Origin of the sequence: Cobetia sp. LC6 (assembly GCF_030264805.1) — a bacterium.
Classification (GTDB): Bacteria; Pseudomonadota; Gammaproteobacteria; order Pseudomonadales; family Halomonadaceae; genus Cobetia.
On sequence record NZ_JASSPL010000006.1, the window covers coordinates 157662 to 173117 of the forward strand.

Here is a 15456-nt window from a genome sequence, read left to right on the forward strand (position 1 = left end):
CGAAGGCCGCACCGGCTCTAGCGGGTGCGGCATCGTACGGCCTTAGAAGGTCTGGCCCAGCGAGAACTGGAAGATCTCGGTGTCATCGTCGTCATCGTCACCGATCGGCTGGGCGACACTGAAGGTCAGCGGGCCCACCGGCGTGATCCACGACAGGCCGATACCGGCACTGTAATTCAGCTCACCCAGGTCGACACCGCTTTCACAGCTGCTGGTGTCACTGGAGCTCACGTCGTAGCACGACGTCAGATAGGTGTTACCGGCATCGACGAAGAACGACGGCTGCACGGAGCGCTTGTCCTTGATGAAGGGCATCGGGAAGATCAGGTCCACCCCACCTTCGATCAGGATGTTGCCGCCGATGGTATCGTCGTCACCATCGTTCTGTTCGGTGGTAGCCTGCCCCAGAGTATTGGAGCTGTAACCACGCACGCTGCCCAGGCCACCGGCATAGAAGTTCTTGAAGAACGGATAGGTATCGCCGGAGAACGAGTTGGCATAGCCCAGCTCGGTACGGAACTTGAGTGACCAGTCCTGACTCAGCTCGAAGTACTTGGATCCCTTGTAGCGGAGCTTGTAGTAATCCGCATCGGAACCCGGCACCGCCACTTCCAGCGACAGCAGCTGAGAGCTGCCCGCCGTGGCCAGGATGCCACGGTTGAGGTTGTTGCGTGACCAGCTGGCTGTCAGCTTGTAGAGGTTGAAGTCTTCGCCTTCATCCTCGATGAACTGCGTGACCTCCGCCGGGCTGTCGTCGAAGTCCTTGACGCGCACGAACTCGTAACCGCCGCCGAAGTTCAGGCGTGACAGCTCATTGATCGGATACCCGAAGTTGATCCCGCCACCGAAGCTGTCGGTCGCGTAGCTGGCGACATCATCGTCATCGTCGTAGTCCACCTTGCGGTAGAACATGTTGTAGCCGCGCGAGATGCCATCCAGCGTCCAGTACGGGTCGGTGTAGCCGAAGCTGACGTTGGTGTAATCGTCCGACTTCTGGGCGTTGATGTTGACTTCGTTACCGGTGCCCAGGAAGTTCTTCTGCGACAGGCCAACCCCGTAGATGACACCATCACCCTGGGAGAAGCCGATCGACGCCGAGATCGAGCCTGACGGCTGCTCCTCGACGTTGTAGTTGACGTCCAGCTGGTCAGGCTCGCCGGCGACAGGGCGCGTGTCGACATCAACCTGCTTGAAGAAGCCGAGGCGCTCAAGCTTCTGCTTGGACTGCTTGATCTTGTCGGTGGAGGCCGGTGCGCCTTCCAGCTGGGTCATTTCACGACGCAGCACTTCGTCTGCGGTGGTGGTGTTGCCCTTGAAGTTGATGCGACGCACGTAGGCACGCTTGCCGGGGTCGACCGCGAAGGTCAGATCGACAGTGTCGCTCTCTTCGTTGACCTCCGGCACCGCGTTGACCTTGGCGAAGGCGAAGCCGTCAGCACCCAGTGCCTGGCGCAGCGCCTCGCTGGAAGCGGTCACATCACGCTGGGAATAGAGAGCATCCGGAGCGAGCTTGACCAGATCACGTGCCCGCTCTTCCTTCATCTTGATGTCGCCGGCGAAACCGATCTCACCGATCTTGTACGGCTTGCCTTCATCGACGTTGATGGTGACGAAGATCTCGGACTTGTCCGGCGAGATGGACACCTGGGTCGAGCGCACCTCGAAGTTGACGTAACCGCGATCGAGATACCAGGACTTGAGGGTCTCGATGTCGCCGGTCAGCTTCTCACGCGAATATTCATCATCCGAGAACCAGCCGAAGAACCAGCTCGGCTTGTCTTCCAGCTCCAGCTGTTCACGCAGGGTCTCGTCGTCGAAGGCATCATTGCCGACGATGTTGATCTGATGAATCTTGGCGATCGCGCCTTCCTTGACGTCGATGTTGACCTGTACGCGGTTGCGCTCGAGCTCCTCGACCGAGGTCTCGATACGCGCGCTGTAGCGGCCCTGAGCCTGATAGACACGCTCGAGCTCACGCTGCATCTCTTCCAGCGTGGAGCGCTGCAGAACCTGACCCTCGGCCAGCCCTGCTTCCTTGAGGCCCTTGCGCAGGTCTTCGTCGGGAATCTGCGAGTTGCCATCAATCTCGATCTTGGAGATCGTCGGACGCTCGACCACATCGATGATCAGGACATCGCCATCACGCTTGAGGCGGATGTCGTCGAACAGGCCCGTATCGAACAGCTGACGCGCAGCCGACGACAGGTCCCCTTCTTCCACATTCTGATCCGCGGAGACGGGGAAGGCGTTGAAGACGGTGCCCGCAGACACACGCTGGAGGCCCTCTACCCGGATGTCCGAAACTTTAAAAGATGCGGCCAAGGCGCCCTGACTGGCCCCGAGCAGCGCAGCTGCCAATCCAATGGTCTTGAGTTTCATGCAGTCGCTTCGCTTCTCTGGATTCCGCCCGCTTGGGTGAACAGGCACCTTATACACAACCCCCTGCAACTGACAAGACAGCTACGAGTGAGGATCGGCAATCGGGGCCGAAGTCGTGTGGGCATGATGACGGGAGTTGATCGCATTGACCAGCCCGTGCAATGAATTGACCCCCATGGGCATCGACAGTTCAGATTCGGTTCATCGTGCGGGAGCCATCGAGTGCTGATGGCTCCCCGAATCTGTCACCAAAGACGCATGAGATCGAAGTAGATGGCCATCAGCATGAGGGAACCGACCAGCGCCATGCCGATCTTCAACCCCGCATTCTGGACCTCTTGCGAAAGTGGTTTGCCGCGCACGGCTTCCACCAGATAGAACAGCAGGTGACCGCCATCCAGCACCGGAATCGGCAGCAGGTTCAGGACACCCAGACTGATGGAGAGGTAGGCCATGAAGCCGAGGAAGGCCTCGAGGCCGGAGCGCGCCGTGTCGCCGGCGATACGCGCGATGGTGATCGGGCCTGACAGATTGGACGGCGCGATCAGGCCAACCAGCATCTTGCGGATCGAATCCAGCGTCAGCACCGTCATTTCGCCAGTCTTGCCGACGGCCTGCCCGACGGCCGCCAGTGGCCCGAAGCTGAGCTCGCGCTGATACTGCTCGGGCCAGCTGACATTCTGGACGCCGGCACCGACCTGCCCCACGACACGCCCGTCATCGAGCGAATTGCTGGCAGGTGTCAATGACAGCGTCTCTTCCTTGCCATCTCGCGCCACCAGTACCGACAGCGTCTCGCCCGGCGCACCACGCACGCGCTCGACGAAATCGATCCAGTCGACCACCAGGGTGCCATCGATGCTGACGATGCGGTCACCGGCCTGCAGACCTGCCGCCTGGGCGGCACCACCGTCCAGCACACGCCCCAGCACCGCCGGCAGCTGAGGACGCCAGGCCGTGATGCCCAGCGTCACCAGCGGACGCGGCGGGTCCTGATCGACCAGAAAGCGTGTCACATCGAGGGACTGCTCACGCGTGGTGCTGGCGCCCTCGGCACGCGTGGTAAACGTCAGGCTGTCATCGCCGATCGCACCGATCAAGCGCAGGTTGACCTCATCCCACGAGGGAGTGGCCTGACCATTGATGGCGACGATCTCGGTCTTCGGCGCAAGGCCAGCGCGGCCAGCCGGCGAGTCAGGCGCCACGGCACCGACCATCGGCACCACCGTGGTGGTACCGGCGACGAACAGCGCCCAGTAGGCGACGATGGCCAGCAGGAAGTTGGCCAGCGGGCCCGCCGAGACAACCGCGATACGCTTCCACACCGACTTGGTGTTGAAGGCCAGATGACGCTCGGCCGGATCGACCGGCCCTTCGCGCTCATCCAGCATCTTGACGTAGCCACCCAGCGGAATGGCGGCGACCCCGTACTCGGTGCCGTGGCGATCGGTCCACGACCAGAAGGGTTTTCCGAAGCCGATGGAGAAGCGCAGCACCTTGATGCCGCAACGACGCGCGACCCAGAAATGACCGTATTCATGGATGGTGATCAACACCCCCAACACGACGATCACGGCAAGAATATTCTGGATCACACCCATCACGCGCTCCTGGAGATTGGTGCCCGAGATGGGCAGCCTGCCTTGTTACGCTCACGAGGAAAGTGACAAGACAGTGCAAGATAGGATTTCAGGGCCCGGCGAGGGCCAACTCGGCAGCGGCCAGCTCACGCGCCGCCGCATCTTCGGCAAGAATCACCTCGAGGCCATCCACCGCCAGCGGCGGGCGCGCCTGCATGACGGCCTGCACCACTGCCGGGATACGATCGAAGGCCAGGCGACCCTCGAGGAAGGCAGCCACTGCCACCTCGTTGGCAGCATTCATCACCGCAGGCCAGGTACCGCCCGCCGCGATGGCCTCGCGCGCCAACCGCAGACACGGGAAGCGCGTCTCATCGGCGGCACGGAAATCGAGACGTGCGACCTGGAACAGGTCCAGCGGCTCGACGCCGGCATCGATACGCTCCGGCCATGCCAGCGCATAGGCGATCGGCGTGCGCATGTCCGGATTGCCCATCTGGGCCAGCACCGAGCCATCGCTGTAGGCCGCCATCGAGTGAATCACGCTCTGGGGATGCACGACCACCTGAATGTCATCCGGCCCGCAGGCGAACAGCCAGCAGGCCTCGATCAGCTCCAGCCCCTTGTTCATCAGGGTGGCGCTGTCGACGGAAATCTTGCGTCCCATCGACCAGTTGGGATGCGCGCAGGCTTCGTCCGGCGTCACCGTCGCCAGTCGCTCGGCAGGCCATTCGGCATCATCGCGGAACGGGCCACCGGAGGCGGTCAGCAACAGCTTCTCGACACCGATCGGCGCCAGGCCATCACGATGCCGGGCCGGCAGGCACTGGAAGATGGCGTTGTGCTCGGAATCGATCGGCAGCAGGGTCGCCCCGTGCTGTTTCACCGCATCCATGAACAGCTGCCCGGCACACACCAGCGCTTCCTTGTTGGCCAGCAGCACGCGCTTGCCGGCCCGCACCGCCGCCAGCGTCGGCAACAGGCCAGCCGCACCGACGATGGCAGCCATCACGCTATCGACTTCAGGCGCCTCACTGATGTCGACCAGCGCCTGCTCACCGTGGCGCACCTCGATGGGCGTGCCCTGATAGCTCTCGACGCCCTTGAGGGCCTCACTGAGCCATGCAGCCGCCTCGCACGAGGCGATCACCGCCACCTGCGGGCGATGCGTCAGACACAGCTCCAGCAGCGCCTCGTGACGCGTGGCAGCGCTGAGCGCATGCACTCGATAGCGCTCGGGATGGCGCGCGATCACATCCAGTGTACTGGACCCGATGGAGCCGGTCGCGCCGAGGATAGTGATGCGCTGCAACGCAGGTGCATCAGAAGGAGTCTCGTGATTCACGTTCACATTCGTGCTCACGCACCACCTCCCAGCACCCACGGCAACAGCAGGGCAAACAGCGGCACCGCCGCGGTCAGGCTGTCGATGCGATCCATCACGCCACCATGACCGGGCAGTAGATGGCTTGAGTCCTTCATCTGACGCTGGCGCTTGAACATGCTCTCGAGCAGGTCACCCAGCACCGAGACGGCTGTCACGCCCAGCGTGACCAGTAGCAGCGGCAGCCAGTCGGCCAGCCCCGCCAGCGCATAGCCGGTCGCCAGCAGACCGGTCGCCACCAGACCACCGTAGACGCCCTCCCAGGACTTGCCCGGGCTGACACGCGGCGCCAGCTTGCGCTTGCCGAAGCGCTTGCCGGAGAAGTAGGCACCGATATCGGCCGCCCACACCATCAGCAGCACATACAGCAGCCACTCGCCGCCACTGGCCTTGAGCTGCACGAAGCCGAACCAGGTCGGCAGCAGTGCCAGCACGCCGACGCCCAGCCGCACGCCGGTCGCCTGCCATTCCTGACTGGAGGCCGGATAGCGCATTACCCAGCGCAGATTGACCAGCCATGCCAGTGCCGCCAGATACAGCGGCCAACGCGCAAGAGCGCCATCGAGCTGCCAGACCAGCAGCATCAGCACGCTGAGCACCAGCGGGAACAGCAGGCGCGCCATGCCGGCACGCACGCCAGACAGATTGGACCACTCCCAGGCGGCCAGCGCGACGACAGCGCCGGTAAAGGTGGCAAAGGCGGCGCCGTCGAGGCCGAACAGCCCCCACAGCGCCAGCGGCGCGAGAATGAGCGCGGTGATGATTCGTTGTCTGAGCACTAGAGCCCCTCGGCGTCGAGTTGTTCGCTGGTCATGCCATAACGACGCTGACGCAGGGCGTAGGCGCTGAGCGCTTCATCGAAGGCTGCCGCATCGAAATCAGGCCACAGCACGGGCGAGAAATAGAACTCGGCATAGGCCAGCTGCCAGATCAGGAAGTTGGAGATACGCTGCTCACCGCTGGTGCGGATACACAGATCCACCTCCGGCAGATCGCTCAGGCACACTTCCGCCCCGAGACGTGACTCGTCGATGTCCGCTGCCTTGAGCTCGCCGCGCTCGACCTGCTCCGCCAGACGGCGAGCGGCCTCGGCGATATCCCAGCGGCCGCCATAGTTGGCGCAGATCACCACGTGCATGCCGCGATTGCCGCGCGTCATGTCTTCGGCGCTCTGGATATGCTTTTGAATCGAATTGGAAAAACGACTGCGCTCGCCGATGACCGAGAGTCGGATATCGTGGCGATGAAGCTTCTTGACCTCGCGCTTGAGCGCCAGCAGGAACAGCTCCATCAGCGCACTGACTTCATTGGCCGGGCGCTTCCAGTTCTCACTGGAGAAGGCGAACAGGGTCAGCACTTCCACGCCCTGCTCGGCAGCGCGACGGATGGTACTGCGGACAGTTTCGGCACCGGCGCGATGGCCGCGTATGCCAGCCCAGCCGCGGGACTTCGCCCAGCGGTTGTTGCCGTCCATGATGATCGCCACATGGCGTGGCGTGGAGGGGGAATTCGGTGACGTCATGGGGTCTCGCTACGAGCACCGGATGCCGCCGGCAGATGCCGGCGGCAGACCCGATCAGACCTGCATCAGGTCGGTTTCCTTGTGCTCCAGAGCACTGTCGACTTCCGCCACATACTTGTCGGTCAGCTTCTGGATCTCGTCTTCTCCGCGACGCGCGTCGTCCTCGGAGATGTCCTTGTCCTTGAGCAGGCTCTTGATGTCGCCGTTGGCATCACGACGCACATTGCGAAGCGCCACGCGGGCGTTTTCCGCTTCGGCGCGCGCCTGCTTGGTGTAACCACGACGAGTCTCTTCCGTCAGCATCGGCATCGGGACGCGAATCACGTCACCGGCGGTGGACGGGTTGAGACCCAGGTCAGAAGTCATGATGGCCTTCTCGACCTTCGGCACCATGGGCTTTTCCCACGGCACGACCGTCAGGGTACGCGCGTCTTCGGTGGTGATGTTGGCCACCTGATTCAGCGGTACCTGGCTACCATAGTAATCGACCGTCACGGCATCCAGGATGCTGGGATGCGCACGACCCGTACGGATCTTGCCGAAGGCGGCACCGAGGGACTCGATGGTCTTCTTCATGCGTGATTCGGCGTCTTTCTTGATGTCGTTGATCACAGTCTTACCCTCTATCAATCAGCGTGCCTTCCTTGCCACCCACCACCAGGTTGAGCAGCGCGCCTGCCTTGTTCATGTTGAACACCCGCACCGGCATGTCATGGTCACGTACCAGGCAGATGGCGGTCAAATCCATCACGCCAAGCTTCTGCTCCAGCGCATCATCGTAGCTGAGGCTGTCGTACTTCACGGCATCCGGGAACTTGACCGGGTCCTTGTCGTAGACACCATCCACCTTGGTTGCCTTGATGACGGCATCCGCGTCGATCTCGATACCGCGCAGACAGGCAGCGGAATCGGTAGTGAAGAACGGATTGCCGGTACCGGCGGAGAAGATGACCACATCGCCAGACGTCAGATAACGGATGGCGGTACGACGATCATAATGTTCTACCACGCCACTCATCGGGATGGCAGACATCACGCGCGAACGGATATTGGAGCGCTCCAGTGCATCACGCAGTGCCAGACCGTTCATGACGGTGGCCAGCATGCCCATGTGATCACCGGTCACGCGCTCCATGCCGGCTTCCTGCAGGGCTGCGCCACGGAACAGGTTGCCGCCACCGATGACGATGCCGACCTGGACACCGATGCCCACCAGCTGACCGATTTCCAGCGCCATGCGATCCAGCACCTTGGGGTCGATGCCGAAATCGCCATCACCCATCAGGGCCTCACCGGAAAGCTTGAGCAGTATGCGCTTGTACTTGGCATTGCGTTCAGCGGAAATGGTGGCCATGCGAATCTCTCCTGATACTGACATACGGGGACGGGGCGGCCCGAAGGCGGGGGCCAGATACACGATGGCGTGCGACTAAGCGCACGCCATCGTGAGAAGCGAAAACAGTCAGCCCTTACGCGCGGCTGGCCTGCTCACGGACTTCAGCTGCGAAGTCGACTTCTTCCTTCTCGATACCTTCACCGACTTCCATGCGAACGAAGGACACCACTTCACCGCCGGCAGCCTTGACGAACTCGGCGACGGTCTGGTTCGGGTCCTTGACGAACGGCTGTTCGGTCAGGCTGTTCTCGGCCAGGTACTTCTTCAGACGGCCCTGGGACATCTTCTCGGCGATTTCCGCCGGCTTGCCTGCCATGTCCGGCTGAGCAAGGATGATGGCCTTCTCGGCGTCCATCTGTTCCTGCGGCATGTCTGCCGGACGAGCACAGACCGGGTTGACGGCTGCGACGTGCATGGAAACGTCCTTGGCTGCGTCAGCGGTGCCGCCCTGCAGCAGGGTCAGTGCCGCGATGCGACCGCCGTGGACGTAACCACCGACGATGCCGCCAGCCGGTGCTTCAACCAGCTCGGCACGACGAACGGAGATGTTCTCACCGATCTTCTGAACCAGCTGACCACGAGTGTCTTCCAGCTCACCTTCCATCAGGGAGGCGATGTCGGTGTTCTTGGTTTCGAACACGCGGTCGGCGATCAGCTTGGTGAAGGCCTGGAAGTTGTCATCACGAGCGACGAAGTCGGTCTCGGAGTTGACTTCGACCATCACGCCGTAGCTGGCATCGTCGGCGACCTTGATGACGATGGCGCCTTCAGCGGCCACACGGCCAGCTTTCTTGGCGGCCTTCAGGCCGGAGTTCTTGCGCAGGTTCTCGATCGCGAGCTCGATGTCACCACCGGCTTCGGTAAGAGCCTTCTTGCATTCCATCATGCCGAGCGCGGTACGCTCACGCAGTTCCTTGACCATAGATGCGCTGATAGCTGCCATGGGATGAAACCTCTGTCGTGTCGACGTCTTTGAATACGGGAATTCGGTCACGACCGCTTGAACGGTCGCAAATGAGGGGGCCGTGGCCCCCTCATTGCCTGACCTGACTGCCGCCTGGCTAGGCCATGCCGCACCTAGTGTAGCGCAGCGTGTGTGACAGTCAGATCAAGCCGCCAGGATCACTCTGCTGCGTCTTCTTCAGAAGCAGTTTCGACGAACTCACCGGCCAGCTCTTCTTCCTTGTTCTTGCCACAGGCGCCTGCAATTGCCTGGACATAGATCTGGATGGCGCGGATGGAGTCATCGTTACCCGGGATGACGTAGTCCACGCCGTCCGGGTTGGAGTTGGTATCGACGACGCCGATGACCGGGATGCCCAGCTTGTTGGCTTCGTTGATCGCGATGCGCTCGTGGTCAACGTCGATCACGAACATTGCGTCCGGCAGGCCGCCCATGTCCTTGATACCGCCGATGGAACGCTCGAGCTTTTCCTGCTCACGAGTGGCCATCAGGACTTCTTTCTTGGTCAGCTTCGCGAAGGTACCGTCTTCATGCATCTGCTCGATTTCGCGCAGACGCTTGATGGACTGACGGATGGTCTTGAAGTTGGTCAGCATGCCGCCCAACCAGCGATGGTTGACGTACGGCTGGCCAGCCTTGCGAGCTTCTTCCTTGATGATCTTGCCGGCAGCGCGCTTGGTGCCCACGAACATGATCTTGTTGCCATTGGCAGCCATCTTCTCGACCACTGACACGGCTTCGTTCAGCGCCGGCAGGGTGTGCTCGAGGTTGATGATGTGGATCTTGTTGCGAGCGCCGAAGATGAACTTGGACATCTTCGGGTTCCAGTACTTGGTCTGGTGACCGAAGTGTGCGCCTGCCTTGAGCAGATCGCGCATGTTGACTTGCGCCATGTGAATATCTCCTGGATATCGGGTTGGGCCTCCACGTCCCCCATGGATCCGACCGCTTGCGCGGCACCCGGGACCATGTGACGGAACGTGTGTGGATTGGGGTTATGTACGTCAATCCTTCAATCTCGCCTCGGCCAGGCGCCCGGAGGTGGCCGATCGAGGAGAATTTGCAGGAAAGCGCGCGGCTTTATACCATAGCTCGACCACGATATGAAGTCGCCACTGCCCGACGCGGCATGCGATGCGTCGCGCCATTCCCCCGTCACGCGCGGCCTGGCGGCGTTTCATCCCTCTTATCTCCTGCCTCGAGTCCTCATGAACATTCCCATCAAGACAGCTGAAGAAATCGACAAGATGCGCGTCGCCGGCCGTCTGGCGGCTGAAGTGCTGGAGCTGCTCGACGAGCATGTCCGTCCCGGCGTCACCACGGGCGAGCTCAACCGCATCGCGCACCACCACATCACCGAAGTTCAGGGCTGCATTCCGGCGCCGCTCAACTACCACGGCTTCCCGAAATCGATCTGCACCTCGATCAATCACGTGGTCTGTCACGGCATCCCCGATGACAACAAGAAGCTCAAGAAAGGCGACATCCTCAACATCGACATCACCGTGATCAAGGACGGCTATCACGGCGACACCTCGAAGATGTACATCGTCGGCGAGCCGAGCATCCAGGCCGAGCGTCTGTGCCGCATCACCCAGGAATGCCTTTATAAAGGCATCGAGCTGGTACGTCCGGGCGTGCGCCTGTCAGAAATCGGTCGCGCGATCCAGAAGCATGCCGAAGCGGCTGGCTACAGTGTCGTGCGTGACTTCTGCGGCCACGGCATCGGCGCCGGCTTCCATGAAGACCCGCAGGTGCTGCACTATGACGGCTACGAAGCCCGTGCTGACGCCGAGCTTCTGGAAGGCATGTGCCTGACCATCGAGCCTATGGTCAATGTCGGTGGCTACAAGGTGAAGGTCCTCAAGGACGACTGGACGGCTGTCACCAAGGACAAGAGCCTCTCGGCCCAGTGGGAGCACACTCTGCTGGTCACCGCCACCGGCGTTGAGGTGCTGACACGTCGCACGGAAGAGGACCTCTCCTTCCTCGAGGGTTGATCAAGATGCTCCTGCACCACTATCACTTCGTCGAGCGTGAAGCGCTCTACGATGCCGTCACCCTGGACGGCGAGCTGGCCACGACGAAGACCCCCATCCCGCTGTTCAAGCGGGCTCTGGCACAGGTACAGGAGCGTCTCGAGGCTCGCTTCAAGGCGGGCGCCGACATCCGCGACCTCATCCATGGTCGTGCCCGCGCCATCGATCGCCTGCTGGCCATCGCCTGGCAACGTCAGGCCTGGCCGGATGACGGCATCGCCCTGCTCGCCGTGGGCGGCTACGGCCGTGGCGAGCTGCACCCGCATTCCGACATCGACCTGCTGCTGTTGCTGGAGCAGGACGACGACACGCCCTATCGTGAGGCGCTGTCCGACTTCATCACCTTCCTGTGGGACATCGGTCTCGAGATCGGCCAGTCCGTGCGCTCGCTGAATGACTGCGAACGTGAGGCACGCGCCGATGTCACCGTGATCACCAACCTGCTGGAATCCCGCGTCATCGCCGGCCCGCAGCGGCTGCGCGAGGCCATGCGCGAACGCCTGGCCACCGACCGCCTGTGGCCGGCCGAAGCCTTCTTCGAGGCCAAGTGGCAGGAGCAGATCGCGCGTCACCACAAGTTCGCCAACACCGAATACCACCTCGAACCCAACATCAAGTCGTCGCCGGGCGGCCTGCGTGACATCCAGATGATCGGCTGGGTCGCCAAGCGCCACTTCGGGGTCGAGCGCTACGACAACCTGGTCGCACTGGGCTTCATGAATGATGCCGAACTGCGCATTCTCAGCCAGGGCCAGGCCTTCCTGTGGCAGGTGCGCTTCGCGCTGCACATGCTGGCCGGGCGTGCCGAGGACCGGTTGCTATTCGACCACCAGCGCACCATCGCCGAGCTGTTCGGCTTCCGCGACACGCCCGAGCATCTGGCGGTCGAGCAGTTCATGAAGCGCTACTACCGCCATGTCACCGCCCTGGCGGGCCTCAATGACATGCTGCTGCAGCACTTCGACGAGGCCATCCTGCGTCATGACGAACCGGTCAACATCGTGCCGCTCAATCCGCGCTTCGAGATCCGCAGCGGCTACATCAGCCTGCGCGAGGAAGGCGTGTTCCGCCGCCGCCCCGCCGCGCTGCTGGAGCTGTTCCTGCTGATGGCGCAGCATCCGGAGATCGAGGGCGTGCGCGCCGACACCATCCGCGCGCTGCGTGATCATCGCCACCAGATCGACGACGCCTTCCGCGACGACGTGCGCCACCAGAGCCTGTTCATGGAGCTGATGCGCTGTGGCGGCAACGTGCCTCGCGTGCTCAAGCGCATGGCGCGCTACGGCATCCTCGGCAAGTACCTGCCGGCCTTCGGGCGTGCCGTGGGACTGATGCAGCATGACCTCTTTCACGTCTACACCGTCGATGCACACACGCTGCGTCTGCTCAAGGTCGCCCAGGAATTCCGCGCCCCCGATGCCGAGGAGGAGTTCCCGGTCGCCGCGACCCTGATCCGCGAGCTGCCCAAGCTGGAGCTGCTGTGGATCGCCGGACTCTATCACGACATCGGCAAGGGCCGTGGCGGTGACCACTCCGAGATCGGTGCCGAGGAAGTCGAGGACTTCGCGCGCCGCCATGACCTCAGCCCGCGCGATACCCGTACGCTGAGCTGGCTGGTGCGCCACCACCTGCTGATGTCGATGACCGCCCAGAAGCAGGACATCGCCGACCCCGAGATCATCACGCGCTTCGCCGAGATCGTCGGCGACGAGACGCACCTCGATTATCTCTACGTGCTGACGGTGGCCGACATCAACGCCACCAACCCGTCGCTGTGGAACGGCTGGCGTGCGGCATTGCTGCGCCAGCTGCACATGGAGACGCGCCGGGCGCTGCGCCGTGGCCTCGAACATCCGCCGGAGCGCCACGAGTGGATCACCGAGACCCGTGAGGAGGCACTGTCCCTGCTGGCCGGCATGGGCACCGCCCGCACTGACGCCGAGGCGCTGTGGGCCAGCCTCGGCGACGACTACTTCGTACGCTACGCGCCCAGCGAGGTGGCCTGGCACACCCAGGGCATCCTGGCGCGCCAGGCGGCACCGCAGCTCGACGAGCATGGCGAGCCGCTGCCGCTGGTGCTGACCAGCGCGCCCACCGAGGAGATGACCGAAGGCGGCACCAAGGTCTTCATCCATACCCGCTCGGTGGACAACCTGTTCGCGGCCACCGCCGCGGCGCTGGAACAGCTGGGACTCTCGATCCACGATGCGCGCATCGCCACCTCCAGCCACAACTGGACGCTCAACACTTTCATCCTGCTCGACGATGAAGGTGAGCCGATCCGCGATGCCGCACGCCTGGCCGATATCCGCACCCATCTGGTCGAAGAGCTGGATGACCCGGATGACTACTCGGTGATCGTCAATCGTCACACGCCGCGCCAGCTCAAGCATTTCCGCATCGCGCCGCGCATCACGCTGAGCCAGGACTACACCAACGGCCGCAGCGTACTGGAAGTGATCGCCTCGGACCGCCCGGGCCTGCTGGCGCGCATCGGCCGCGTGTTCATGGAGCATGAGATCGCCATCGATGCCGCCAAGATCGCCACCCTCGGCGAGCGCGTCGAGGATATCTTCTTCATCACCGACCGCGCCGGCGAACCCATCACCGACCCCGAGCGCCAGACACGCCTGCGTGACGCCCTCACCGAAGTCCTTGAGGTCGGCGAGCGCGGCTGAGACGCGTGACGGCACATGACGGCACGTGACGAGAGTACAGAGGGAAAGCGCCGGCCGGCACCCCGCGATTGAGGGGACCGGTCGGCTTCCCTATAATCGCGAGTCGACCTGCATGGCAGTCCGGTGACTCGCGGACGCCTTCCTTCCTGCTCGGCCGGCAGCCTGACTGCCACGGCCATCACCCATGGAACGTGCATGAACCCGGATCTCGACCAGCTCAAGCCCTACCCGTTTGAAACCCTGGCCAAGCTGCGCGAGGGCGTCGTGCCCAATCCCGCCCTGGACCCGATTGCACTGACCATCGGCGAGCCGCGTCATGCGCCGCCCGAATTCGTGCTCGACACCCTGCGCGAGCACATCATGGGCGTGGCCAAATACCCCGCCACCGGCGGTCTGCCGGAATTGCGCCAGGCGATTGCCGACTGGCTCGAAAAGCGCTTCTCGCTCAACGCCACGCCGGATATCGATCAGCAGGTCCTGCCGGTCACCGGCACCCGCGAGGCACTGTTCGCCTTCATCCAGGCCTCGCTGGACAGCACGCGTCCGGCGCGCGTGCTGGTGCCGAATCCCTTCTATCAGATCTACGAAGGCGCGACGCTGCTGGCCGGCGGCGAGGTCACCTACCTGCCCTGCCCCGCCGAGAATGGCTTCCGTCCCGACTACGCCGCGGTGTCGGCTGAGGTATGGCGTGATACACAGATCGTCTTCGTCTGCTCGCCGGGCAACCCTACCGGCGCCGTGACACCGCTGGAGGACTTTCAGCAACTGATTCGCCTCGCCGACGAGCATGACTTCCTGATCGCCTCCGATGAGTGCTACTCGGAGCTGTACCTCGACGAGTCCATGCCGCCGCCGGGCCTGCTGCAAGCCTGTGCCGCCATGGACCGCGACGACTACGCGCGCTGCGTGGTCTTCCACTCGCTGTCCAAGCGCTCCAACCTACCGGGCCTGCGCTCCGGCTTCGTGGCCGGCGATGGCGAAGTGATCCGCCGCTTCCGCCACTACCGCACCTATCACGGCTGCGCGATGCCGCTGCATCACCAGTACGCCTCCATCACCGCCTGGAATGATGAAGCCCATGTGCTGGCCAATCGCAATGCCTACCGCGAGAAATTTGCCGCCATGACCGAAATCCTTGCGCCGGTAATGGACTTCCCGACACCGGAAGCCAGCTTCTACCTGTATCCCGCTGTTCCTGGTGGTGACGATGCCGCCTTCACCCGCGAGCTGCTGCGTGAAGAGGCCGTCGGCGTACTGCCGGCAAGCTACATGGCGCGCGAGGTGGACGGCGTGAATCCGGGTGCCGGACGCATTCGTCTGGCGCTGGTGGCCGAACTGGAACAGACCGTCGAAGCCGCCCAGCGCCTGCGTCGCTTCGTCGAACGCCTGCGCTGAGGGCAAGACCCGCACGGGCTGACAGCGCCGCACTGACAGCGTTGCACTGGCAGATCAGCAGCGTACTGGACAGCAGCCCGACACTGGATGACAGCCCCGCCCGGCGGGGCGGATTGGCT

12 protein-coding genes are annotated in these 15456 nt (G+C 63.1%); 3 read left to right on the plus strand and 9 right to left on the minus strand.

Annotated elements, in window-relative coordinates:
- Positions 1 to 42: 42 nt before the first annotated feature.
- From bamA to rpsB, 9 genes are all read right to left on the minus strand, one after another.
- Positions 43 to 2379 carry an outer membrane protein assembly factor BamA gene (gene bamA, locus QQF40_RS09435; protein WP_175089670.1) on the minus strand — a complete coding sequence of 779 codons (2337 nt, stop codon included), beginning with the start codon at positions 2377 to 2379 and terminating at the stop codon, positions 43 to 45.
- Positions 2380 to 2624: 245 nt separating this feature from the next.
- Complete coding sequence (gene rseP / locus QQF40_RS09440) at positions 2625 to 3980, minus strand: sigma E protease regulator RseP (protein WP_175089671.1); 1356 nt, start codon at positions 3978 to 3980, stop codon at positions 2625 to 2627.
- A gap of 88 nt (positions 3981 to 4068) precedes the next feature.
- On the minus strand, positions 4069 to 5322 hold the full coding sequence (gene ispC, locus QQF40_RS09445) for a 1-deoxy-D-xylulose-5-phosphate reductoisomerase (protein WP_282627910.1): 1254 nt from the start codon (positions 5320 to 5322) through the stop codon (positions 4069 to 4071).
- Positions 5319 to 6122 (minus strand): phosphatidate cytidylyltransferase, encoded by an 804-nt coding sequence (locus QQF40_RS09450; protein ID WP_175089672.1) that lies wholly within the window; start codon positions 6120 to 6122, stop codon positions 5319 to 5321. Before QQF40_RS09450 ends, ispC begins: the two co-directional genes overlap by 4 nt.
- Positions 6122 to 6865 (minus strand): polyprenyl diphosphate synthase, encoded by a 744-nt coding sequence (gene uppS / locus QQF40_RS09455; protein WP_175089673.1) that lies wholly within the window; start codon positions 6863 to 6865, stop codon positions 6122 to 6124. The genes QQF40_RS09450 and uppS overlap by 1 nt, the downstream gene beginning before the upstream one ends.
- Positions 6866 to 6919: 54 nt before the next feature.
- Complete coding sequence (frr, locus tag QQF40_RS09460; protein WP_043333023.1) at positions 6920 to 7477, minus strand: ribosome recycling factor; 558 nt, start codon at positions 7475 to 7477, stop codon at positions 6920 to 6922.
- Between the two features lie 4 nt (positions 7478 to 7481).
- On the minus strand, positions 7482 to 8219 hold the full coding sequence (gene pyrH, locus QQF40_RS09465) for a UMP kinase (protein ID WP_253064173.1): 738 nt from the start codon (positions 8217 to 8219) through the stop codon (positions 7482 to 7484).
- A 115-nt stretch (positions 8220 to 8334) separates the two neighbouring features.
- On the minus strand, positions 8335 to 9204 hold the full coding sequence (gene tsf / locus QQF40_RS09470) for a translation elongation factor Ts (RefSeq protein ID WP_175089675.1): 870 nt from the start codon (positions 9202 to 9204) through the stop codon (positions 8335 to 8337).
- A 179-nt stretch (positions 9205 to 9383) separates the two neighbouring features.
- Positions 9384 to 10118 (minus strand): 30S ribosomal protein S2, encoded by a 735-nt coding sequence (gene rpsB / locus QQF40_RS09475; RefSeq protein ID WP_175089676.1) that lies wholly within the window; start codon positions 10116 to 10118, stop codon positions 9384 to 9386.
- 315 nt (positions 10119 to 10433) lie between these two features.
- Here rpsB and map point away from each other — a divergent pair, with 315 nt between their 5' ends.
- The 3 genes from map to dapC all read left to right on the plus strand — a co-directional run bounded on the left by map (position 10434) and on the right by dapC (position 15337).
- Complete coding sequence (map, locus tag QQF40_RS09480) at positions 10434 to 11225, plus strand: type I methionyl aminopeptidase (RefSeq protein WP_175089677.1); 792 nt, start codon at positions 10434 to 10436, stop codon at positions 11223 to 11225.
- 5 nt (positions 11226 to 11230) lie between these two features.
- Positions 11231 to 13942 (plus strand): [protein-PII] uridylyltransferase, encoded by a 2712-nt coding sequence (locus tag QQF40_RS09485; RefSeq protein ID WP_175089678.1) that lies wholly within the window; start codon positions 11231 to 11233, stop codon positions 13940 to 13942.
- 195 nt (positions 13943 to 14137) lie between these two features.
- The gene (dapC, locus tag QQF40_RS09490) at positions 14138 to 15337 is read left to right on the plus strand and encodes a succinyldiaminopimelate transaminase (RefSeq protein ID WP_285461161.1); all 1200 of its coding nucleotides are present in this window, start codon (positions 14138 to 14140) and stop codon (positions 15335 to 15337) included.
- The last annotated feature ends 119 nt before the right edge of the window (positions 15338 to 15456 follow it).

Excerpts from the sequence above, each read along its gene's own strand:
- bamA (WP_175089670.1), bottom strand. The coding sequence starts at position 2,379 with ATGAAACTCAAGACCATTGGATTGGCAGCTGCGCTGCTCGGGGCCAGT.
- rseP (WP_175089671.1), bottom strand. The coding sequence starts at position 3,980 with ATGGGTGTGATCCAGAATATTCTTGCCGTGATCGTCGTGTTGGGGGTG.
- uppS (WP_175089673.1), bottom strand. The coding sequence starts at position 6,865 with ATGACGTCACCGAATTCCCCCTCCACGCCACGCCATGTGGCGATCATC.
- pyrH (WP_253064173.1), bottom strand. The coding sequence starts at position 8,219 with ATGGCCACCATTTCCGCTGAACGCAATGCCAAGTACAAGCGCATACTG.
- tsf (WP_175089675.1), bottom strand. The coding sequence starts at position 9,204 with ATGGCAGCTATCAGCGCATCTATGGTCAAGGAACTGCGTGAGCGTACC.
- rpsB (WP_175089676.1), bottom strand. The coding sequence starts at position 10,118 with ATGGCGCAAGTCAACATGCGCGATCTGCTCAAGGCAGGCGCACACTTC.
- map (WP_175089677.1), top strand. The coding sequence starts at position 10,434 with ATGAACATTCCCATCAAGACAGCTGAAGAAATCGACAAGATGCGCGTC.
- QQF40_RS09485 (WP_175089678.1), top strand. The coding sequence starts at position 11,231 with ATGCTCCTGCACCACTATCACTTCGTCGAGCGTGAAGCGCTCTACGAT.
- dapC (WP_285461161.1), top strand. The coding sequence starts at position 14,138 with ATGAACCCGGATCTCGACCAGCTCAAGCCCTACCCGTTTGAAACCCTG.